The following is a 22550-nucleotide window of genomic DNA, read 5'->3' as shown; positions in this document are numbered from 1 at the left end:
ACGCCCGCAAAAGCATGCTGTAATAGCCACAAGCGATTAAGTTTCAGGAACTGAGCATGCACTACCAAGTTCATCTTATTGATGCGCAGAAACCATCACAAAACTATATTTGGTTGCTTGAACATTGTGCCAGCAAACAAGTGGTGGTGGTTGACCCAACTGATGCCAAACCTGTTGAAGGTTTTTGCCAAAATCATGGTTTAGAGATCGCGCAAATTTGGTTGACGCATTGGCATCAAGACCATATTGGCGGTGTGCCTGAACTCATTGCAGAACGTAATTTACCTGTTTATGGGCCACGTGAAGAATTGAGCAAAATTCCGTTTATCACGCATCCTTTACAAAACCAAGACCATATCAATTTTCATGATTTACAGGTCGATGTTATTGCCGTTCCGGGACATACCTTGGGGCATATTGTGTATTTTATAGATGCGTTGGATGTATTGTTCTGTGGCGACACTTTATTTGCGATGGGCTGTGGGCGTGTTTTTGAAGGTACATATTTGCAAATGTATCAATCTTTAAACCGCTTGGCAGCGCTGCCTCCGCGTACCCGAGTATATTGCACCCATGAATATACATTGGCGAATGCACAATTTGCACTGCATGTAGAACCCGACAATGTTGCCATTCAAGAGCGTTATCAACAAATTGAAAGTTTACGCATGCTTAATCAACCCACTTTGCCAAGCAGCATCGAACTAGAACTGGAAACTAATCCATTTTTAAGGGCCGAAAGTGTCGAAGAATTTCAGAAATTACGTGAACTCAAAGACAACTTTTAAATTGAAATTTGGATAAGAAAGTGCATGATATTTCATATTTTCTCGGCTTATAAAATTTGATTACTAGCAGCAAACTCATCTAATTGAGTTTGTGTCACCACACGCACAGCATTCATTTCATCGACCCGCACCAAAAGCAAATTGGACAATGCGGGCTGATAACGGCGTGCACTGCCAAAAGGCGTATAAGCCACATTGGATTGTGAAGAAAATAGCAACCAATCTTCATGCCCAAGCATCACGGCAACAGGCTCTAGCCCTTGATTTTGCATCTGCTTCACTATGTGCTCAACCTGCTGTTGGATTGTTTGTGCAGTCATGTCTATTTTCCAAACCTTCAAACTCAACCATAGTATAAGCTAATGTCTATTTGGTACCGACATGCTCCATACTGATCTCCATTGCATTAAATTAAAGCTTGGCATAAAAAATGGATAATCCCCATATGTTCATGCTGAAAATAAATACAGCCTAAAACTAAAAATCATTAACAAAATATTTCTAAGTCATCTTTTGGCAATATATCTAAGACCTTAAAATTAATTACGCCACCTCAGTTAAAATAATAAATATCAATAATTTACAAATAAATAATTCTTTTAAAATATTCTAATTGCTTAAAAGGACTTTAGATTTCTAAAAATCAGTGAAAAAAATGTCAAAGAAATACATTTCTGCCCTTTAAAAATTCAAGAAATATCCCTATTAATAATTAAATAAATGGATAGGAGTTCTCTCGTGAAAAAAGTTGTTAAAGCAAAAAATTTAATTGCGTTTCGTATTTGGTTAGAAAAATTAGGTTATTCAGTCAAAAATTTGGCGGATGGTCACGGTTTCACATTTAGCTTTCAAAAAGAATATGGTTTGGTCACTTGCGAGCTTTCTGGTAATGCTTTAGCAATGAAATTAGGCGAGGAATTTGAAGACCATTTAAAAGCATAAGTACTTATACAATATAGATAAGTATGCGATAACGGTTGAACTTGATAGGATGCAAAAATAAAAATTCAAATCGTATTTCATCAACACTTAAAGATGATCTTGCCCATAACCTGTTTATGGGCTTTTTTTTATACTGAACTTTAAATCTTAAAATACATCTAAGCCTTGTCAAAGAGATGCAATGATTTAAAGCTAAAATAACAGGCAATAAAAAAGCAAGGTCATTGCCTTGCTCTTTAATGTATGGTGGGGACGGAGAGACTCGAACTCTCACACCTCGCGGCGCTGGAACCTAAATCCAGTGCGTCTACCAATTTCGCCACGTCCCCAACATCGGGTACCAACTGAGTTGTTGGATTTTAATTTGGCAGAGGATCAAGGATTCGAACCTTGACGAACGGTTTTGGAGACCGTCATGCTACCATTACACCAATCCTCTGTAACTTAAAATCAAGCTGACTTGATATTTAAGTGGTGGGGACGGAGAGACTCGAACTCTCACACCTCGCGGCGCTGGAACCTAAATCCAGTGCGTCTACCAATTTCGCCACGTCCCCGATGGCTGTGTATATTATAGAGATCACTTCCTGATGACAAGCCTTTTTTATAAAAAAGCACAATGACTGTTTAAATAAAAAACAAAAAACTATTTTTTGATTTTTTCTTAAGCATATTCAGCCACTAAGCCATAATTTCAACTCTGCAATACTCGTTGCACGCTGCGAATAGGACTTTGCCAACATGTGATTCAGCAGTGGTAAAAATGCTTGTAGATGCGTAGAAAGTTGGATATGCAATCTTTGACAATGTAAATACGCCCAATCGTGGTAACTATTTGCCTGCAAGCGTTGTTGCGTTAACCATTCATAAAAAATAATGCCTAAAGCATAAATATCACTTTGTGCAGTTTTGAGCTGTCCGTGAAATAATTCTGGTGCCATATAACGTGGCGTTGCAGTCATCCCCTGACATTGAATATCTGCAATTTGCTGTACTTGCTCAAAATCTAACAGTTTGATTTGCCCATCCAACTGCACAATATGTTCAGCTTTTAAGTCAGCATGAATCCAACCTAATTGATGTAATGCTTCCACTGCTTCAAAGACACGCAAAAATATGTGTTTAATCGCTTCTGTATATTCAGGTAAATTACCCATCACAAAAACAGCTTGCGCTTCAGGTAAAATTAAAGCACGTGAATAGACCTGTGAATAATGCGATGAAATGTCATGTGAATTACCCTGCGACTGAATATGAATGGGTGCAGCATCCATCAATTCACATGGCAATAAAAAAGATAAATATGATGATTGCGCGTACTGTTTATAAAAGTTCCATTCTTGTGCAAAACCCTGCTCTACTGTCGCATGAACACCTTGTTGTTGGGCTTTCAGCCAATAAAACTGCCCTTGATGTTCAAAACGATAGATATGCCGACCATATTGCAAACTTTGCGCTTTACTGCGCAGCTCGAACTGCGCAGTATCTAACTGTTGAACATCCAAATTTAAAACATTAAACAACACTTGCGCCAGTGCGCATTTCTGCTGCGACTTCGGTGGATACCTCTTGTGGTACATTTAATAACTCTAAGCAATGTTGCAAAGTTTTACCGACACGTGCATGCGTTTCAATTGATGAAATTTTCGGCCAAGTCGCACGCTCGCCTTCACGCTGTAAAATTTTAAATAAATGTGGTTTCGGGTTTTGCAACATATAGCTGTAATGACGCAGGTTATAGCTTCCTACAATATTCACATCACCATAATAGCGTTGATCGACAATGCCATAGCCATGATCTAGCAAACGACGCACTGGCGGTACAGCTCCTGCGCGCTCACGTACAAAATCCATTACCCCACGACTAATGACTTTGCCCTGACGACGAATAATCCGTTCTGGCCAACTCAGCATATCTTTACGATAACGCTTAATATCATCCTGCATAAAAGGCACTACATGCGGATTGACCTGACTGGCGATGGTGTAGTTAATATTATACAAACGTGCCATTTTTTCCTGTGGGAAATCGCTACGCACACTGCCATCCACCCAACGGGTTTTACCCATATATGGAGTGTGTTCGCCATCATAACGCTTGTTGGTTAAACGTACTGGTGGAAATAAAATTGGCACAGCACACGAGGCCAACACCGCACTCCAAACCAACAAATCTGGCGCAGTGAAGCTGTTCATAATGCGTGAGTCTTGCGATGCATCATAAGGCGCAACCGCCACATTAATATGCAAACCTGATTTTTGAAAAGCTTCTTCAAACGTGGTATCGCCCAAGTTTTTGATCAGGAATTTTTTTAAATAATGCACATCGGCAATTCCACCATTGCCTTTAAGAATTTCGCGCATTTGTCTAAACTGAAATGCTTCGTGGAAAAATGACTCACCACCCAAAATATGCTGTACTTCTTCAGGTTTTGCGATGCCTAGCATTGCAGTCATTATTGCACCCGCGCTCGAACCCGACAGCACTTTAGGCATTAAATCCTGTTCAAGTAAGGCCTTACAAACACCTGTATGAAACAAACCTAGCGTTGCCCCACCAGAGAACATCAAGGCAGGTTGTCCGTATGCAGTTTGGCATTGCTGAAAAAACTCTATTTTTTCTACTTTGGTTAAAGCCTGACATTCATCTGAAGCGACAAAAGCCAAACTTTTACTGACTTCATCCACATAATCTTCAATAATTTTTTTAGTACCCACATAGGTTGCAGTAAACAACATCGGATGGGCAATATTGGCGATGTCAAAAGTTAAACCTTCACGCAAAATATAAATTAAATCGTGACTGCGTTCGGTGGTGCGATAACGGCGTAATAAATTTAAACGATGCGAGATAATTTCCGCATCAAAATATGGCGAACTGTTGTCATATTTCCATTCTTGCGCACCAGTTTCTTCATCTATACGAATGGCAATACTTTTCCATTCTTCATACGATTCGGCATTTTGAATTTGGCGCTTGAGTTTTTTTATGCGATAGGCTTGATGCGGATTAACATCTTCGGTGAAATCTTTAAATAACATAGCATTCCTCAATCCGTTGGTTTATTCGCAGCACTACGCTTGCCTATGCCTACTATACACAACAATATCTAAAAAATTGTAATACGCGTCAATGACTCGATTCACACTTTGATTGTCAAATCTAGGTCAATTGCGCTAGTCTTAAAGTGTAGCAATCTGATCTGCATTTTTTAAGCTGAATTATCATGGCAAACCTAGATTTACCCGACAACATCTTATTATCACTTTCTCATGTACTCCAACAACTACAGCAAAGTTTACCTGCTTTAAAACAAGAAACCGACTTTTCCGCCATCGCATTCAAATGGCAAGATCGACAATTGATAGCGATTCAACAACCAAGAAAAATTGATTTAGATGATTTAAAAGGCATCGAAAAGCAAAAAGAAAAAGTCATTCAAAACACCTTGCAGTTTTTAAATGGCTTACCTGCCAATGATGTGTTACTTACAGGCTCACGCGGTACGGGAAAATCATCTATTGTACGTGCCCTATTGACCGAGTATGCCAATCAAGGATTACGTTTAATTGAAATTGAACGCGATGATTTGTCTGAATTGCCAGAAATTCAAAAAATCATTCAGCATCGTCCTGAAAAATTTATTGTCTACTGTGATGATCTAGCTTTTAACGCAGAAGATGAAAATTATCGTAGTTTAAAAAGTGTTTTAGATGGTTCATTACAATCAGGTTCCAGTAATTTTATTATTTATGCAACCAGTAACAGACGTCATCTATTACCTGAATTTATGCATGAAAATACACCTGTCACTCGTGTAGATGTACCGCAATATACTGAGTTGCATCCTCAAGAAGCAATTGAAGAGAAAATTTCACTGTCTGATCGCTTTGGTCTATGGCTGTCGTTTTATCCAATGGATCAAAATCTATATTTAGAAATTGTGGAGCATTATTTACACAAAGCCGAAATGCCAATGACTGCCGAAGTACGTGCAGAAGCATTAAGATGGTGTCAGGCACGTGGACAGCGTTCAGGGCGTGCTGCCTATCAATTTTCTAAACACTGGATTGGCTCGCAGCAACTTAAAGCACTTTAAATATTTTAATGGGTTGTTTGCATATAGAAGATAGTCAGCAACCCACTCTATTTAAACGCGCTAAATGACTGAGCGACTACTGACCTTGTTCTGCAGCAATCCGTGCCAATGTGTCTTTATAAAATTCTTCGCCATGCGCCTGCATTTCTGCCACAGTCGGCTCTCCTACATATACTTCTTGCGGTACTGTCGCTTCAGGTGTGATAGCCGAAGGATGAGTTGCTACAGTAGTCAAACGAGTCGGTACTTCGACCTGTTGGGCTGTCACTGAACTCGGCTGATTTTCTGTACTATTTATATTTTGCTGTATTGACTCAGCGCCCTCGCAAGCGGTCAATACCATCATCCCCATCACACAAATAATGCAAAATGTATTTTTAAATCGCATGTTTATCTCAATTAGTTTTATATTAAATATCTACCAAAAATCATAGTTTAAAGTTGAAAACACAACAATTGGACAGGATTCACAGATTTAAATACTGCTGTCAGCTACTTTATGGATTTCTATAAATTGTAGGATGAGTGCACAAAAAAAATAAAGCAGTTCTATTTGAAACCAATACGTGAAATAAAGTTTGGGATAGAATATGACTATAAAACTTCAAAAAAATTAAAAATATTTATATTGCAATTATTTAATTTTACTTAATAAGATCAACTTTAGTCCATTGTATTATTTTATGAACCCATTATTCGCTTAAGATGCAATCTCTTTAAAACAAACAACGGTTAAAAAATAATGTTTAAATTTAAAAATTTGTTAATTACAGTAAGTTTAATTACAACGCTTACAGCATGTACACAAGTGAAAACGCAAGAGTATTATGCCGAGAACTTAGATGAAGCTAAAAAAGTTTTGCAGAAGTGCGAAGAAATGGCCAATCAAGGTAAATCACTAGAAGGTAAAAAATTAGAAAACTGTACAAATGCAGGGAATGCTGTGATGCAAGGCATGATGAAAGATCTTACCAAAGGTTTAATGGACGCAGTTCGCTAAGTCTTAAGTATTCGTTTCTAATATTAATGTAAAAATTTAGCATATAAAGTCAGAGGCAGATTATTGCCTCTGATTGATTTTATGCTACGAACAACTTAACCCGCAGTTGGATTGGTAAGCTCCGTCATCGGCCAACGTGGTGTAGTCGTAACCGATAAACCATCTTGCTGCCCTGCTTTTAAACGCTGATAGCCCGCAAAAGCAATCATTGCACCATTGTCGGTGCACAATGCAGGTTCTGCATAATAAACCGTTGCACGAATTTTAGCTAAATCTGCTTCTAAACGCTCACGTAACCGAGTATTTGCACTCACCCCACCCGCGATCACCAAGCGTTTTAAACCTGTTTGTTTTAAAGCTTTTACCGATTTTTTCACCAAAGTATCAACAATCGCTTCTTGGAAACTTGCCGCAATATCGGCATCACGGTTTTCATCACCTAACTTTTTCATTTGTACTGAAACCGCAGTTTTTAAACCGCTAAATGAAAATTCTAAGCCTTGGTGCAACATTGGACGTGGAAATTCAAAAGCTTTGGCATCGCCTTGTTCAGCTAGTTTGGCGATATTTGGCCCACCCGGATACGGTAAACCCATCATTTTGGCAACTTTGTCAAAAGCCTCGCCTGCAGCATCATCAATCGACTCGCCTAACAATTCATATTGGCCAATGCCATAAGCTGCCATGAGCTGTGTATGTCCACCCGAAACCAATAAAGCGACAAACGGAAATTCTGGCGGTGTCGCAGACAATAATGGTGCAAGCATGTGCCCTTCCATGTGATGCACCCCAATTGCAGGTTTATTTAAGGCAAAAGCTAAAGTTCGTCCAAATAATGCGCCTGTCATGAGTGCGCCCATTAGCCCCGGCCCACGGGTATAAGCCACTGCATCAATTTCAGATTTTTTGACTTGGCTCTGCTCAAGCAATTGATTGATTAAAGGAATAAGTTTGCGCACATGGTCACGTGAAGCCAGTTCGGGTACCACACCACCATACTCTGCATGCAATTTAATTTGGCTATACAGTACTTGCCCGCGCAAACCTAACTCGCTGTCATACAGTGCAAGTCCTGTTTCATCACAAGATGTTTCTAAGCCTAAAACGATCATTAAATTGCCTATAACCTGTATCAATTCTATTGCGAAACCTATTATAGACTTGTGATATGAGATGTAAATGAGTAAAATACTGACCTTCACTTGTGATCGTGGGCAATTTCGCCCAGATCTTATCCATAACTTAATGAGGATTCTTCATGCCACAAGTTAAATTGAAAGAAGGCGAACCAGTAGACGTAGCTATCCGTCGTTTCAAACGTTCTTGCGAAAAAGCAGGTGTTTTAGCTGACGTACGTAAGCGTGAATTCTACGAAAAACCAACTCAAGAACGTAAGCGCAAAAAAGCTGCTGCTGTTAAACGCTACCAAAAGAAATTGGCGCGTGAATCAGTACGTACTACTCGCCTTTACTAATTAATTTGTGATTGCCTGTCTGGATTAAATGATGACGACTTTGAAAAACCAAATTACTGACGTTTTGAAAGCGACAATGCGCGCCAAAGAAATGCATAAGTTAACGGTAATTCGTAGTCTACAGGCGGCAATTAAGCAAATCGAAGTCGATGAGCGCAAAGAGCTTGACGATGCTCAGGTTCTTGCGGTCATTGAAAAGCAAATTAAACAACGTAAAGAATCGGTTAAAGCCTTTGAAGGCGCTGGCCGAGAAGATTTAGCTAGTAAGGAACAAGCCGAAATTGAGGTGTTATCTCAGTTTCTACCAGAAGCTATGACTGAGGAAGAACTTGATTCCATGATTGCGCAAACCATTGAAGCGCAACAAGCTACTAGCATGAAAGATATGGGTAAGGTGATGAACTCTCTGCGTCCGCTCATAGCCGGGCGCGCCGATCCTGCTCAAGTATCTGCCAAAATTAAAGCCAAATTAAGCTAATTAGCTCACCCCAAATTTGTGCTTCTCCGAACACTGATTTAAATGTCAGATTAAGCCCGCTTTAATCTTTCTATCTAATGCTATTAAGTAAAATGCTAAACCTAGGATGAGATAGATTATCTATTCACCCTTAGACACTTCTGCTTTAACTTTTTACTTTAAATCGCAGTTCACTTGATATTTTTTCAGTAATTGCATTTCTTTAGATGTGCTGACCTGCTGAATCACGTCCTGTTTATTAATATTCTGATAACGACGATCCAAATAGGCACGGTTTTCATCTGCTGCCTGATATAAACGATCAACATAACGACTAACAATGCCGCAAAACTGCTGCTGTTGCTGCGGATTAAAACCCTGCTGTTGTGGGTTTAAGCCTCGTAAAAACTGTCGGGTATCTTGTTTATATTGCGCATTAATTTCTTCAACAGCCAACACATACTGCTCTGCACTCGCAGCATAGACATTTTGCAAGGTCATCCCCAAAGTAAGGCATAAATAAATATATTTTTTCATTTTCAAGTCAGGGTCGTTTCAACTCAAGTTCTATTTTAGCATTGTATATTCGGTGAATAACTATTCACACGACTCAATTGCCAAAAAGTTGGGTTTGTATTGCGCAAATGCTTGCTCACATGGTTCGGGAACTTTGCCTTGAGTCACTGTCCCTAAGCGTAAGCGAATAATATCGGGTAAATCTAGCCGATAAGAATAAATCGGGCTGCCACACTCCTGACAAAATACCCGTGCTTTATTGGGACTATGAAAATATTCTTTTAGATATTTTAAGCCACGCACCACTTCAAAATGTTCGCGTGCCACTGGACTATTCCATCCCATAATACCGCCTTGCGCACGACGGCAATGCTGGCAAAAACATAATATTGTTTTTTCAATTTCGGCATGGTAACGGTAATACACCGCACCACATAAACATTGTCCCTCAATCATTCTTAAACTCCCTTTCTTTATTGTTATGCCACCGTATGTACGCCCGACTTATATTTTTAACTGTCGTTCTCTTTGCATTTCAGTCACACGGTTTTTTATATTTGCCGACATCGCCTGATTGTCTTTGGCTAAACGCTGCGCGTGCAGTAATGATTTAATTGCCTCTTCTTCCCAACCTGACCAATACTGTACTTCTGCACGATACCGTAACACATTTACCGTGCGTAATGCAGAGCTTCGGTCTACATTTGCCGCTTGCTGCATTAAATTCCATGCCGATAAATCACGTGGATTTTTTTGCAAGAAATCCTTCAAAATACTTTCTGCTTGCGTAGTTTGATTTTGACGAATCAAAACCTCGGCCCATTTATAATTCAGCGCACGATTTTCAGGCATAATTCGCGCAGGTGAACCAATTGTTTTGAGCGCTAAATCAATTTTATTTTGCCCTAAATAAATGTCAGTTTGAATAAGTGTCAATAAATTATGTAAACGATTGTGACTTTTGGCCTGATCTATACTTTGTTGCGCCAAAACAAAATCGCCTTGCTGGCTATAAAAATAAGCCAAAGCCAAATTCGCCGCAAAATGGTTACGGGTTGCAAATGCTTTAAGCTGCTGTTCTGTCGCCTGCTGCGAAACCACCAAACTATATAACTTTAAAATCTCAAAGTCTTCATCACGCAGCGAGGTTGGCACTGGTGGCAATTGATTGGCACGTAAACGCGCCTCACTCATCCGCTCTGTGGTTAAGGGATGGGTAAACCAAAAGTCAGGTAAGAAGCTCACTCGACTCGTAGTACGGTGCATCACCTCAAAAAAGTCTGCCATGCTTTGTGGGTTATAGCCTGCGCTATACATATATTGCATGCCAATACGGTCTGCTTCACGTTCCTGATTACGGCTATAAGTCAATTGCTGATCCATTAAAGCGGCTTGAGAACCCATCATCACCGCTGCGCCTGCATCACCATCGGCTTGTGAGGCAACCAATGCCCCAACCACAACCCCAGCGAGTGCCAACAAACTCTGTCCTTTAAATGCCTCTTGAGAGCGACTGTAATGACGTTGCGACACATGCGCAATTTCATGCGCCATCACGCCCGCAACTTCATCCATATTACGGGCAGAATTAATAAGACCTGTGTTTAACGCAAATAAACCACCCGGCACAGCAAAAGCATTAATTTGTGGATCATTGATAATGAGTAGCCCAATGGGTTGCCCCAATTGAGTTTGGCTGAGTAGATGCGAAAACGTATTGATTAATTGATCTTCCAACCACGGGTTTTGCGTGACAGGCATTTTACGCTGCACTTCCCGATAGACTTTTTCACCAATACTGCGTTCTTTTTGCTGATCAATTAATCCCACACCACTGCCTATTTCAGGCACATTAAATTGTGGTGTGGTGGTTAGATTGGCACTTTGGGTTGTCGCAATACTGGCAAAACTCAAACCGCAGATCAGTAATAGATGTTTCAATGGATGATCTCAAATACATATTTTGCATAATGATTCACTATAACATTGAAAAATGAACGCATTTGCAATGATGTGTTATCAATTTTTACCAAATCATCTTTAACTTTAAGACGTATAACAAGCAGGATTAACAACATATTGCGGGCGACGTCCTTCCAGCGCATCAACTAAATTTTTATAGGCTAAGTTTGCCATTTGTCGACGAGTTGCTGCAGTTGCTGAACCAATGTGCGGCAAAGTCACGACATTATCTAACTCAAATAATGGTGATTCTTGCAGTGGTTCTTTGTCATAGACATCCAAAGCTGCGGCAAAAATTTTGCCTGCTTGTAAGGTCTGAATAAGTGCTTGCTCATCAATGACTGAACCACGCGAAATATTGACCAAAATTGCATGAGACGGCATTAAATCAAGTTCACGCTGACCAATTAAGGCTTTAGAGTCTGCATTTAAATCGACTGCCAGTACAACAAAATCAGACTGTTGCAGCAATTCATCCAGACTTAAATATTCTGCATTAAATGCCTTCGCCACTTCCATTTTTTCACGACGATTGTGGTACACCACATTCATATTAAAACCATGAAATGCACGCCGTGCGATAGCCGCACCAATATGCCCCAAACCTACAATACCAATGGTTTTACCATAAATATCCTGTCCAAACTGTGCTGCACCCACGGTACGTTTCCATTGCCCTTGTTTAGTCCACCGATCTAAATATGGCACTTGTCGTGCTGCACTCATCAATAAAGTAAAGGCTAAATCTGCTGTGGTTTCAGTCAAGACATGCGGTGTATGGCAAAGACTAATCTTTTGTTGAGTTAAATAATCTACATCATAGTTGTCGTAACCGACACTTACACTCGAAATCACTTTGAGTTTAGTCGCAGTATGCAAGTTGCTTTGATTAAGCAAGCGCCCTGCACCAATCATGCCATCCGCATCTTGCACATGCTCAAGCAACTGTTGATTCACGTCACCCAACTTCGGGCTGACCTGCACCACCTGATAATCTTGCTCTAGCTTACTTAAAATTTCTGCATCAATTTGACTAAACACTACCACTTTTTTACGCATGATTATCCCTGTTTCGTGTCTACAATTGCTTGTATATGTAGAGTTTTAAATATCTGAATTGACTTAGGCTTTAGGCTGTAACGATGTGATTTGTATCGCATCCCACAGACTTTTTTTCAACAGCGGTTGATCTAACATCTCTTGCAAGCTGGCTAAATGCAAACATTGTTCAGATTTAAAATGTGGTAATTGACCTAAAATCAGCATGTTTTTATCTGTGCTCAAGACATCAACAAAACCTTGCACATAATTTTCTACCCCGATGCCGTCTTGTAATACTTCTAAAGCAAAAGGCCATTGCAATACGTGATATTCGGCCTGTAGCGCATGTTGAATATTACGCCACAATTGTTGCTGTTCCTGACTCAAGGTAGTGCTTTCTACCAAAATGACACAATGTGGCAACTGCAAAGCTTCAATACTAAATGCTTCAATTTGCAGCATGACACGCGCTTCAGGAACAACTTCTGGCGCGGCCGCTTCAACTGTCGTATGTTGCGGAGATGGTTCTTGCTTAGGCTTTTCGTGAATAATCGGCTGTTGTTGTTTTAATTGTTGAGGTACTGCAGCAGGAACAATAATTTCGCTGTGTATTTCAGGTGCAGCTTGGTCGCGCCAAACCGATGATTGTGGCAAAGTTTGAGACACAGCCATTCTGGAAACCCAAATATCGATTCCCAAACTGGCTAAAATGTCACGCTGATGCCCCATCATGTTTATCATCACCCATCTAATTTTTCGCTGCACGTATTTATCACAGAACAACATGCAAGATAGCACCTATTCTACCTAGAAAGGCTGCACAATGCTGTGCTTTCTTTCACCCAATCTGACCTATTCGTATTTTTTCAAAATCTGCTTTAAACACACCTAGTCAATCAGTGTCACACAATCATCAAACTGTTTTGTTTTTGCATTTGCTCGACAATTTCTTCGGTTTTAAAACCTAAACGCCAATAGAGCAACTCCAAAACATCCAATTCATCTTGGGTGATAATACGGTCATTCCACAAACAAATTTCAGCAATGCCTAACACCATCAGTCGATCACGCAGCAGCAAACCTGCCATATCATTTAAAATTTCTGATAAATCAATCGGTTCATCTGAAATTTCTTCATAATCAATCAATTCATCTGCAGTTAAAACACGTTCTAAAATACGTTCACGTACATCTAACTGATTAACACTATTAATTTGCTGCACATGCAATAAAGCATCGATTAAACGTACAATTTGCGGTTTAACTTCGTGTAACGCTGCAGGTGTATGTAAAGGCAGCAAGTTCAATTCAAACTTAATACGTTCAAGCAGCAAGGCATCCAACAAACCAATCTCGCCATCTTCCTGAATGATTTTTGCCAATTTGGTTAGAAACTGCCGTGCGATACTCAGCGGCATACCACCAATATTTTTACACGCTTCATGGAAAATCGAGATATGTACTCGCCCATCCAAATGTAATAAAGCATCTACAATTGCACGACTCACTTCTGCTTCAGCAGGAATAAATTCACGATATTGGCGAATCATCAAAATAGCGACAATCACCTCACGCGAACCCGTTGCCGTTTGTAAGGCACGCTGAATTAGCTCTGGACGCGGCATGTTATTGCGAATTTCAGGCTTGAGTGGCTTAATTGCATCATTAATTGCAAAGCTAATCGGCGACAAGCGCAGCAAAGGCAAAGGTTGCGGCGAGCTCCACGGCGCATAATATTCAGCATTCATTTCTTCTAACGAGCGAAATAGGCTAAACAAAGGCTGATTGCGTAAACGCTTCAAATTTTCGAGTTGTAAGTCTTGCACCAAGGTTGGATCAAGCTCAAAAATACGGGCTTCAATACTTGGATGAATATTCATCCAGCTTTGCGGACTGAGCGAGTTAGCAAAGCACATGTGGGAAATAGATTCTGAATATTCACTATGAATTTGCGACCCTGCATGATGCACATAAATTCGCAGCAAAGTTTGAATATTGGCATTATTTTGAATCAAACGTTTGGTTTTTAAATCATTTTTAAAGGTACGTCCGCTTAGACTAATATATTTAATTAAGCGGGTAATCAACACGCCCAAGCTACCAAACAACCAGATACCACCACCTACAGCAACAAAAAAAGTCGCTAACTTATGTGGCGGTGCATCACGATGTTGTCCAAAGCCAAGTTTGGCGATGCTACTGCCCCACTTACTAAACGTGGTTAGGCTACTGTAGAGGATTTTAAGCTTGGTATTATCAATGGTTTCACCACTTAAAATATGGTTAAACTCATGGCTGAGTAGTCCATAAAGCTCTTGCTCATCCAAGTTTTGCAAAGCACCCCAAGTCAAAATAATCACAATATCTTTATGACTAAAGCCTGCAGTGAGGGCATTTACCCCAATTTCATCGGGCAATACATATACAGTAGGCGCTGGGATTTGAAAGGTATCGGCCAATTGTTCGGTCAGTTTAAGTGCGGTACTTTCTTCTGGGGTACTTTCGAACTGGGTTAAACGACGCGCACCCAATTGTTTTGCCAAAGAATGACCACCTGAGCGAAAAACGTAAAATTCCAAAATGACGGATACTGTCATAATCAGCACCAAGACCGTAATCCAGTATGGGCTTAGACTGTGCCAATAGATGGATTGGCTTGAATCGACATAATAGACCAACAGACCCAAAACCGTGTTTAAGATAAACAGGGTCAAAGCGACTGCAACCAAACATAAAATTGCAGACCAAATCATATTTTTGTTTTTAATCAAGTAACTACTCACAGACCTCAATGTAAACATCCTGAATTACATTGTATTTGAGCCACCATCATAAATGAAAAAAGCGGGAATTTCCCGCTTTTCTCACTGAGCTGATCAGAAAAAAAATTAACTCTCTTTTACACCAGTTAAGTCTACTGACGCGGCATCAATATTGACATCAATATAACCATCTTTGCCTTTTTTAGCCAAGTCGTTGCGCTTTTGCTCAAGATCATTCAGATAAGCTTCGTCAATTCCGCCAGCTACATACACGCCATCAAATACTGAACAATCGAATTCAGTTAAATGCGGTACTTTATGGGTACGAACGGCTTGTTTTAAATCTTCTAAATCTTGGAAAATTAAACGGTCTGCACCAATAATTTCACGAATTTCTTCGACATTACGGTTAGACGCGATTAATTCATCTTTGGCTGGCATATCAATACCATACACGTTTGGATATTTCACCATTGGCGCTGCAGAAGCAAAGAATACTTTTTTCGCCCCAGCATCACGTGCCATTTGAATAATTTCGTTACAGGTCGTACCACGGACAATCGAGTCATCCACCAACAGTACATTTTTGCCTTTAAACTCAAGCTCTACAGGGTTCAGTTTTTGGCGTACTGATTTTTTACGCAATTGCTGACCTGGCATAATAAAGGTACGTCCGATATAGCGGTTTTTCATAAAACCTTCACGGAATTTAACCCCTAAAGTATTTGCCAATTCTAAAGCTGAAGTACGCGATGTATCTGGAATTGGAATAACGACATCAATATCGTGCTGCTCGCCCCACTCTTGGGTAATTTTATGCGCCAGTTTTTCGCCCATTTTCAAACGCGCTTTGTACACTGAAATACCATCAATGGTCGCATCTGGACGAGCAAAATATACATATTCAAAAATACATGGGCGATATTCAGGTTTAGCTGCACATTGCTGGGTAAACAATTCACCTGCGTCATTAATAAAGATCGCTTCACCCGGCGCAATATCACGTTCAACTTTAAAGCCAAGTGCAGTAATTGCCACAGATTCTGATGCAATAATATATTCCATGCCCTGTTCAGTTTCACGTGAACCGTAAATCAATGGACGGATACCATTTGGATCACGGAAGCCAACCAAGCCTTGACCTGTAATCATAGCAACAACGCCATAAGCACCCTTACAACGCTCATGCACACGGCTGATCACATGAAAAATATCTTCTGAAGTTGGGTTTAATTTGCCACGTTTTTGCAATTCATGTGCAAATACGTTCAATAACACTTCTGAGTCAGAATCGGTGTTCATGTGACGTAAATCTGTTTTAAACAGATCTTCGTGAATTTCTTCGGCATTGGTCAAATTACCATTGTGTGCCAAAGTAATCCCGTACGGCGAGTTCACATAAAATGGCTGCGCTTCGGCACTGCTAGATGAACCTGCAGTTGGATAACGCACGTGCCCAATACCATAATTACCTTGCAACGCACGCATGTGACGCGTATGGAATACATCACGCACCATACCGTTATCTTTACGCAAGAACAAACGTCCATTGTGGCAAGTTACGATCCCAGCTGCATCCTGTCCACGATGTTGTAACATCGTTAATGCATCAAACAACATTTGGTTAACAGGTGATTTACCAGCTATACCAACAACTCCACACATAGCAACCTCGCAGACCAGCTAGGGATTAATAAAAAGGATTATTCGTTGAGCCATCTGCGCCAGAGCGGTTTTCTTTTGCGTCAGATGCGATGTCGGAAGATGGCGCAGCATCTTTCGACTTGATGTGCTGTAAAGCCTCATTGGCAGCGTCTTTGGACAGTTCTGTTGCCCACGGTGCATACGGCAATAAAGTTTGTACAAATTTAGACTGTTTCCAATAAGGCGAGCTTTCGACCCAAGGACCAATGCCTTGAATGGTAATAAGGACAATGAGTAAGCCTTTCAAGGTACCAAATGCACCGCCTGCCAAACGATTTAATGGGCCAAGCTTCAAGCTCTTTAAAACACCATTTAGAACAGCGGTTACAATCCAGGTCAGTACCACAATTACCAAGACAATAAATGCAAAGGCTGCAATTTTTTGTACCACAGGATCGCTACTGAGTGCTGTCATCGAAGGTGCTAGGACAACTGCATATTTTGCCGCAACAATTAGGGCAAAAATCCATCCTACCAAGTTCGCAAAGGCTTTAATAAATCCTTGTCGCAAACCGTTCAACCCTCCAATAAGCAAGAGAATCAGAATAACGATATCAATGGTATTCATAAGTTATAAGGCGTTCACACAATCTTGAACCAACTCAGGACCTGCATAGATTAAACCACTATACACCTGAACCAAGCTTGCACCTGCATTTTTTTTGGCAACCGCTTGTTCGCCCGACAAAATGCCACCGACACCAATTAAAGGAATTTCACCTTTCAGTGCTGCTGAAAATGCTGCCAAACATGCAGTACTTTTTTCAAACACAGGCGCGCCCGATAAACCACCAGCTTCATCGCCATGCAGCAAGTTTTCTACGCCTTCACGCGACAAAGTGGTATTGGTCACAATCAGGCCATCAATTTTGAATTGCAATAATTGCTTGGCAATAAACTGAATATCTTCAGGGTCTAAATCTGGAGCAACTTTTAAGACCAACGGCACATAATGTTGATGTTCTTCTGCCAACTCCAACTGACGCTGTTTGAGGGTTTGCAATAATTCAGTCAGCGCATCACCACTTTGCAAACTGCGCAAATTTTTGGTATTGGGTGATGAAATATTTACAGTAATATAAGAGGCATAGTTATAGACTTTTTCTAGACAAATCAGATAATCATCTACCGCATTTTCAACAGGCGTATCGGCATTTTTACCAATATTAATCCCTAAAATACCTTTAAATTTTGCCGCTTTGACGTTTTCAATCAGCTGATCGACCCCATCATTATTAAAACCCATACGGTTAATAATGGCTTTGGCCTGTGGAATACGGAATAAACGTGGATGCGGATTGCCCGCTTGAGGACGTGGCGTAATGGTGCCAATTTCAATAAACCCAAAGCCTAAACCAGCCAAGGCATCAATATATGCACCATTTTTGTCTAGACCTGCTGCCAAACCTACTGGATTAGGGAATTCAATTCCCATACAAGTCACAGGTTTCGCTACAGTCTTTTGACGCATCAAGCCCATTTTATGGCTCGATTTCAATAGTGATAGTGTCAGCTCATGTGCACGCTCTGGTGCTAAAGAAAATAACAACGGGCGGGCTAGAGAATACAACATATCTGCAAAAGTCTACTGCTTTCTAAGTCGCCATATTATAGGCTTAGCCCAGTCAAAACGCTATGCTTGACATGGGTTTATTTTCCGAGTTTCGGACTTTATTTTTAACCTTTACTGGACTGTCGCTGTTAATTTAATCTGCCCTGCTTCAGAAATTAATTCCATTTTTTCGATACTTAAACCCATTTGCGCCAATTGGGTTAAAAAATTTGCCAACACAGCATAATTGGCATGACTCGCCACCAGTAGCATCTTGTCACCACTTTGCTGCGAAGCAACCGATAAACCCTGTTGCTGAGCCACACGCTGAATTTTATCGGCTGCACTGAGTTGTGCATCATTGGCAGGTTTCATGGTGACTGCATGACTTTGCATCACCACCACCAAATCTTTAAGGTCATTTACCCGTTTTTGCTGTTTTTCGGCTGCGGCATGCATATACCACAACGCAGAACCCACAGCAGCAACGATCACAAAGATTGTGGTAAATACCACCAAAACACGTTCACGTGTATTTAAACGATCTAGATAATCTTGTATCAGTTCAATACGTTGATCGAACCAAGTTGACATTTTTTCCATGGCTTTCATTATTGTATTTTCACCAATCCTACTGCACCTGACGCGCTCGGCTGAATATTACCCAGCTCGACCTTAAAACCCTGCTGATTCAATTGCTGAGTGAGCGCTTGTAAGGTCGCTGCCGAGTTGGCATTCAATTCCATGTTCAACATATTGGCATCAAAACTCACACGATTGGCCACAATTTGATTTTGCATCAACACAGGGCCAACACGACTGAGCAATTGCAGCGCTTGAGTATCTGCATTTTTACTCATGCGTACCTGACTTTCAAACTGGCTTTGAATATTTTGTTCGGTAATACGACTATTTGCACCAAACCAATATTGATATTGTTCTATGGCTTGAACCGCTGTTTGATCTGCTACTTTTTTAAGTTTGCTCCAACGCAGTGCATCATAGCTAAACTGTACAATTAAAATCCCAAGAAATACTGCTGCACAGGCTTTCCAATAACCTGAAACACCCGTGTCTTGCTTGGATTTTGGCAGCATATTGAATGGATGCTGTTTGGCTTTCACTAATGCAGGTACTACATAATGAAAGCTTTCTAATTGTTCTTGTGTTGCAAATGCTTCAATACTTTGCATTTGTTCTGCACTAAAGTTGGTGATTTTATAGTTTCGTTCTGCAGTTTGATAATCTAGATAAAGTGCCAGATCATCAACTGAATAACCTAAAAATTCACTTTCACGTACCAACAAGCGTCCGCAAATATTTCCAATCACCGTTTGCCCTGGTTCAGGTTGCGGCAAAATTAAAAAATCAGGTAACAATGCACTGATTTTAACTGGCAACAAACTTAATACATGCAAATAGGTTTCAATACTATGCTTGGCAACTCCCAGCACGGTTATTTGCTCAGGTGGCTGAAAATGATGAACCACCTGCATCGCATCAATTGGCAATACGGTATATTCTTCTAATAAATACTTCACGCCATCGGTACCCAATTGTTTATATTGAGCTTTAGGCAAAGTTTGTTGCATGATTTGCACATCACGGCTTGGGAAAAACACCACAGCATCTTTTCCTTGAAAAGATTGCAATGCCTGAATCAAGGCATCAAGATTATCTGCCTGTGTCCAGTGTTCCCCATTTGACCATTGCCAAACCCCATTGGCTTCTGGCATCCATAAATACAGCATTATTATCGTTCTACCGTTGAATTATATTTAACTTTATACATTTATTTTATGCGTTTGGAATAAAACTTTTGATTTGGGTTGAAAGCCCCGCAGCAATTACTGCCTGCTCATAAATCCGTGCTTCTGCCAAATGATAGGGATGGAATGATTCTGAAGTCAAAATCTCTGCCATGTGCGCCACTACATTCATGTGACACACCACTGCAATTGACTCATACGGCAATTGTGACAACCATTCCACAGCAACTTTTGCATCATCTTCAGGTTTAATGGTATTGCAGACCACCACAGGCACATCTTTAAAATATTGCTGCAAATGTGCCAAAGTTTCTTGTGCACGCAGTAAAGGACTGACTACAAACACATCGGGCTGAATGATATTTTTTAAATAATCTGCCGTTTCTTGTGCTTGTATATGACCACGCTCAGTCAATGGACGCTGATGATCATTGCCCATAATCGCAGGAGCGGCTTCACCATGACGAACAAGAGTCAGTTGCATAGAATTTCCTTATAGGATGATACACATTAAGTTGTGTCAATTTAACTCAAATTATGCGCTCAGTATAACCTGAGAATATGACAATTCAGTTCACTAAACTGTCATATTCCACGCAAGTTTTTACCTACTGTGGCGCAGTTTTATGGATGTAAAACTAAACTTGATGATGCGGCAAGACAAATTCCACATCACTGCGATGTCCATTTTTCATTAAAGACAGTGCAATATTCATAGGCGGCGCACCTTCAAAAATCACTTCATAAAGCGCACAAGTGATTGGCATATACACATCTAATTCATTCGAGCGCGCCCGCACTTGCACGATGGTATTAATCCCTTCGGCTGTTTGCCCCAATTCTTCTGTGGCTTGTTCCAAAGTTTTGCCTTTGCCCAATGCATAACCCACTTGATAGTTACGACTCAATGGACTGCTACACGTTGCAAATAAGTCACCGACACCAGACAACCCTAAGAAGGTCAATGGATTTGCACCAAGCTTAACCGCAAAACGACTCATTTCTGCCAAAGCGCGGGTTAAAATCATACTCTTAGTATTTTCACCCACGTTATAAGCGGCTGCCATGCCCATTGCCACAGCATAAATATTTTTTAGCGCACCGCCTAATTCCACACCATTCACATCATCGCTGGCAAAAACACGGAATAATGCACTGTGTAAAGCTTGCTGCACTGCATAACGCACCAATTCAGAATGACTGGCAATGACCGTACCTGCAGGCTGCCCCGCCACAATTTCTTTAGCAAGGTTTGGGCCAGACAATACACCATACGGCACTTCTGGCAATTCTTCACGGATAATATCGCTCATAAAACTAAAGGTTTTGGCTTCAATACCCTTGGTTAAAGACACCACTGCTTGTGCGCTAATAAAAGGTTTAATTTGGCGCAACACATCACGGAAAGAATGACTTGGAATAGCCACTAAAATAATGTCACGGTCACGAACTGCAGTTTCCAAATCTGAAACGGCTCTTAAACCCTGCTCCAACTGAAAATCTGGCAAATAACGTCGATTAATATGCGTTTCATTAATTTCTTTGGCAGTCGCTTCATCACGAATCCAAATCATCGTGTCGCAGCCATTACGTACTGCTGTATTGGCCATTGCTGTGCCAAAACTGCCACCACCCAATACTGTAATACGTAACGCAGTTTTTCGATCTACTGCAACAGGTTCAACCAAATCGGTAAAATTTAATTCTGACATTATTGTTATATCCTAAAAAATAAAGACTTATGCGTTCCAATAACGAACATAAGCTTGCGTATTCAACTCAGCGCGTGCAGGAATGGCTTTAGCCGCTGTTCCCACATAAATAATGCCTGAAATTAAATCATCTGCATTTAAGTTTAAAGCTTGTTTCAGCAAGTTCGACTCAACGACTGCCCCACTACGCCACATACTGGCAAAGCCCTGCGCCTGCAAAGACAGTAAAAAGTTCTGTACCGCAGCGCCTGTACTTAAAGTCTGCTCAAAACGTGGCACTTTTGGATGATCCTGAAATTGCGTTAACGCCAACACTAAAAGTGGCGCACGAAATGGATGCTGTTTCACTCGCTCCAACTGAACCGCATCGGTTTCGCCCATGTCTGCCAAGGCTTGAGAAAGTAACTCACCAAATGCTGCACGTTGCTCGGCAGTAATCACCACAAAGCGCGTAGGTTTTAAACGATGATGATCTGGTGCGGTTAAAGCTGCCTGAAAAGCCATTTCTAGCTGCTCAGTATTTGGTGCAGGTTCAACTAACTGCCCCGTAGACTGACGTTGATGAATATTTTGATGAACGATTTCTACCGCTGTATCCGTCATTGACTTATATAACTATTTCAAAAAGCTCGGTTAAGATTAGCATAAACTCAAAAAATTGCGCTATTTCCGTATGCTTATTTGCAAGATTCTGATTAGGGTCTATATGTCTGCACTTTTAAGATGAACCTGCTCAGCACATCTAAACAATGATGCTTTGACGCATTCATC

At 40.6% G+C, this 22550-nt stretch carries 25 protein-coding genes and 3 tRNA genes; 6 read left to right on the top strand and 22 right to left on the bottom strand.

The window, feature by feature from the left end:
- Window positions 1-56 precede the first annotated feature (56 nt).
- Window positions 57-788 carry a hydroxyacylglutathione hydrolase gene (gene gloB, locus FTU58_RS01940; protein WP_179990106.1) on the top strand — a complete coding sequence of 244 codons (732 nt, stop codon included), beginning with the start codon at window positions 57-59 and terminating at the stop codon, window positions 786-788.
- A gap of 47 nt (window positions 789-835) precedes the next feature.
- Here the strand turns inward: gloB and FTU58_RS01935 are convergent, their stop codons facing one another.
- Window positions 836-1108 carry a hypothetical protein gene (locus FTU58_RS01935; protein ID WP_179989743.1) on the bottom strand — a complete coding sequence of 91 codons (273 nt, stop codon included), beginning with the start codon at window positions 1106-1108 and terminating at the stop codon, window positions 836-838.
- A gap of 418 nt (window positions 1109-1526) precedes the next feature.
- On the opposite strand from FTU58_RS01935, the gene FTU58_RS01930 reads away from it, so the two are divergent.
- Complete coding sequence (locus FTU58_RS01930) at window positions 1527-1730, top strand: hypothetical protein (protein WP_004971452.1); 204 nt, start codon at window positions 1527-1529, stop codon at window positions 1728-1730.
- A gap of 244 nt (window positions 1731-1974) precedes the next feature.
- Here FTU58_RS01930 and FTU58_RS01925 read toward each other — a convergent pair.
- From FTU58_RS01925 to FTU58_RS01905, 5 genes are all read right to left on the bottom strand, one after another.
- A tRNA-Leu gene (locus FTU58_RS01925) sits at window positions 1975-2059 on the bottom strand.
- A 36-nt stretch (window positions 2060-2095) separates the two neighbouring features.
- Window positions 2096-2169: transfer RNA gene (locus FTU58_RS01920), tRNA-Trp, on the bottom strand.
- 33 nt (window positions 2170-2202) lie between these two features.
- Window positions 2203-2287, bottom strand: a tRNA-Leu gene (locus FTU58_RS01915).
- 117 nt (window positions 2288-2404) lie between these two features.
- Window positions 2405-3310 carry a protein kinase gene (locus FTU58_RS01910; protein ID WP_218948211.1) on the bottom strand — a complete coding sequence of 302 codons (906 nt, stop codon included), beginning with the start codon at window positions 3308-3310 and terminating at the stop codon, window positions 2405-2407.
- On the bottom strand, window positions 3246-4772 hold the full coding sequence (locus FTU58_RS01905) for a DUF3336 domain-containing protein (RefSeq protein WP_154320847.1): 1527 nt from the start codon (window positions 4770-4772) through the stop codon (window positions 3246-3248). The genes FTU58_RS01910 and FTU58_RS01905 overlap by 65 nt, the downstream gene beginning before the upstream one ends.
- A gap of 185 nt (window positions 4773-4957) precedes the next feature.
- Here FTU58_RS01905 and FTU58_RS01900 point away from each other — a divergent pair, with 185 nt between their 5' ends.
- Complete coding sequence (locus tag FTU58_RS01900; protein WP_096902520.1) at window positions 4958-5830, top strand: ATP-binding protein; 873 nt, start codon at window positions 4958-4960, stop codon at window positions 5828-5830.
- Window positions 5831-5906: 76 nt separating this feature from the next.
- Here FTU58_RS01900 and FTU58_RS01895 read toward each other — a convergent pair whose 3' ends face one another.
- Entirely contained in the window at window positions 5907-6218 is a 312-nt protein-coding gene (locus FTU58_RS01895; protein ID WP_104851815.1) for a hypothetical protein, read from the bottom strand.
- Between the two features lie 354 nt (window positions 6219-6572).
- Between FTU58_RS01895 and FTU58_RS01890 the strand changes: the two genes are divergently transcribed.
- The gene (locus tag FTU58_RS01890) at window positions 6573-6830 is read left to right on the top strand and encodes an EexN family lipoprotein (RefSeq protein WP_004971457.1); all 258 of its coding nucleotides are present in this window, start codon (window positions 6573-6575) and stop codon (window positions 6828-6830) included.
- A gap of 95 nt (window positions 6831-6925) precedes the next feature.
- On the opposite strand, the gene tsaD is transcribed toward FTU58_RS01890, so the two are convergent.
- Window positions 6926-7942 carry a tRNA (adenosine(37)-N6)-threonylcarbamoyltransferase complex transferase subunit TsaD gene (gene tsaD / locus FTU58_RS01885; RefSeq protein ID WP_004971458.1) on the bottom strand — a complete coding sequence of 339 codons (1017 nt, stop codon included), beginning with the start codon at window positions 7940-7942 and terminating at the stop codon, window positions 6926-6928.
- 146 nt (window positions 7943-8088) lie between these two features.
- Here tsaD and rpsU point away from each other — a divergent pair, with 146 nt between their 5' ends.
- Window positions 8089-8304, top strand: a complete 216-nt coding sequence (rpsU, locus tag FTU58_RS01880) for a 30S ribosomal protein S21 (RefSeq protein WP_001136722.1) — start codon at window positions 8089-8091, stop codon at window positions 8302-8304.
- Between the two features lie 31 nt (window positions 8305-8335).
- Entirely contained in the window at window positions 8336-8782 is a 447-nt protein-coding gene (locus FTU58_RS01875; protein WP_154321276.1) for a GatB/YqeY domain-containing protein, read from the top strand.
- Between the two features lie 153 nt (window positions 8783-8935).
- Here FTU58_RS01875 and FTU58_RS01870 read toward each other — a convergent pair whose 3' ends face one another.
- From FTU58_RS01870 to FTU58_RS01805, 14 genes are all read right to left on the bottom strand, one after another.
- Complete coding sequence (locus FTU58_RS01870) at window positions 8936-9298, bottom strand: hypothetical protein (protein WP_004971462.1); 363 nt, start codon at window positions 9296-9298, stop codon at window positions 8936-8938.
- A 60-nt stretch (window positions 9299-9358) separates the two neighbouring features.
- On the bottom strand, window positions 9359-9733 hold the full coding sequence (locus FTU58_RS01865; RefSeq protein ID WP_096902524.1) for a GFA family protein: 375 nt from the start codon (window positions 9731-9733) through the stop codon (window positions 9359-9361).
- A 48-nt stretch (window positions 9734-9781) separates the two neighbouring features.
- A complete protein-coding gene (locus tag FTU58_RS01860; protein ID WP_180061958.1) occupies window positions 9782-11218 on the bottom strand; it encodes a M48 family metalloprotease in 1437 nt (478 codons plus the stop codon).
- A 105-nt stretch (window positions 11219-11323) separates the two neighbouring features.
- Complete coding sequence (locus FTU58_RS01855) at window positions 11324-12298, bottom strand: D-glycerate dehydrogenase (protein WP_104851813.1); 975 nt, start codon at window positions 12296-12298, stop codon at window positions 11324-11326.
- Between the two features lie 63 nt (window positions 12299-12361).
- Window positions 12362-12952, bottom strand: coding sequence for a hypothetical protein (locus FTU58_RS01850; RefSeq protein ID WP_225530187.1), 591 nt, complete (start codon window positions 12950-12952; stop codon window positions 12362-12364).
- 230 nt (window positions 12953-13182) lie between these two features.
- On the bottom strand, window positions 13183-15072 hold the full coding sequence (locus tag FTU58_RS01845; protein ID WP_004971472.1) for a M48 family metalloprotease: 1890 nt from the start codon (window positions 15070-15072) through the stop codon (window positions 13183-13185).
- 96 nt (window positions 15073-15168) lie between these two features.
- Complete coding sequence (gene purF / locus FTU58_RS01840; protein WP_096902526.1) at window positions 15169-16707, bottom strand: amidophosphoribosyltransferase; 1539 nt, start codon at window positions 16705-16707, stop codon at window positions 15169-15171.
- Between the two features lie 25 nt (window positions 16708-16732).
- A complete protein-coding gene (locus tag FTU58_RS01835) occupies window positions 16733-17314 on the bottom strand; it encodes a CvpA family protein (protein WP_004971476.1) in 582 nt (193 codons plus the stop codon).
- A gap of 3 nt (window positions 17315-17317) precedes the next feature.
- The gene (locus FTU58_RS01830) at window positions 17318-18319 is read right to left on the bottom strand and encodes a quinone-dependent dihydroorotate dehydrogenase (protein WP_180061957.1); all 1002 of its coding nucleotides are present in this window, start codon (window positions 18317-18319) and stop codon (window positions 17318-17320) included.
- Between the two features lie 111 nt (window positions 18320-18430).
- Complete coding sequence (gspM, locus tag FTU58_RS01825; protein ID WP_096902527.1) at window positions 18431-18910, bottom strand: type II secretion system protein GspM; 480 nt, start codon at window positions 18908-18910, stop codon at window positions 18431-18433.
- Window positions 18910-20049 (bottom strand): type II secretion system protein GspL, encoded by a 1140-nt coding sequence (gene gspL, locus FTU58_RS01820; protein ID WP_131261339.1) that lies wholly within the window; start codon window positions 20047-20049, stop codon window positions 18910-18912. The genes gspM and gspL overlap by 1 nt, the downstream gene beginning before the upstream one ends.
- A gap of 46 nt (window positions 20050-20095) precedes the next feature.
- Window positions 20096-20551, bottom strand: coding sequence for a histidine phosphatase family protein (locus FTU58_RS01815; RefSeq protein WP_004971483.1), 456 nt, complete (start codon window positions 20549-20551; stop codon window positions 20096-20098).
- A gap of 154 nt (window positions 20552-20705) precedes the next feature.
- The gene (locus tag FTU58_RS01810) at window positions 20706-21779 is read right to left on the bottom strand and encodes an NAD(P)H-dependent glycerol-3-phosphate dehydrogenase (protein WP_178318507.1); all 1074 of its coding nucleotides are present in this window, start codon (window positions 21777-21779) and stop codon (window positions 20706-20708) included.
- Window positions 21780-21806: 27 nt separating this feature from the next.
- Entirely contained in the window at window positions 21807-22382 is a 576-nt protein-coding gene (locus FTU58_RS01805) for a nitroreductase (RefSeq protein WP_131261340.1), read from the bottom strand.
- Window positions 22383-22550 lie beyond the last annotated feature (168 nt).

The sequence above is a fragment of the Acinetobacter sp. YH12120 genome, from assembly GCF_013418795.1.
GTDB classification, from domain to species: domain Bacteria; phylum Pseudomonadota; class Gammaproteobacteria; order Pseudomonadales; family Moraxellaceae; genus Acinetobacter; species Acinetobacter towneri.
This window is presented reverse-complemented; position numbering and strand designations above follow the sequence as displayed.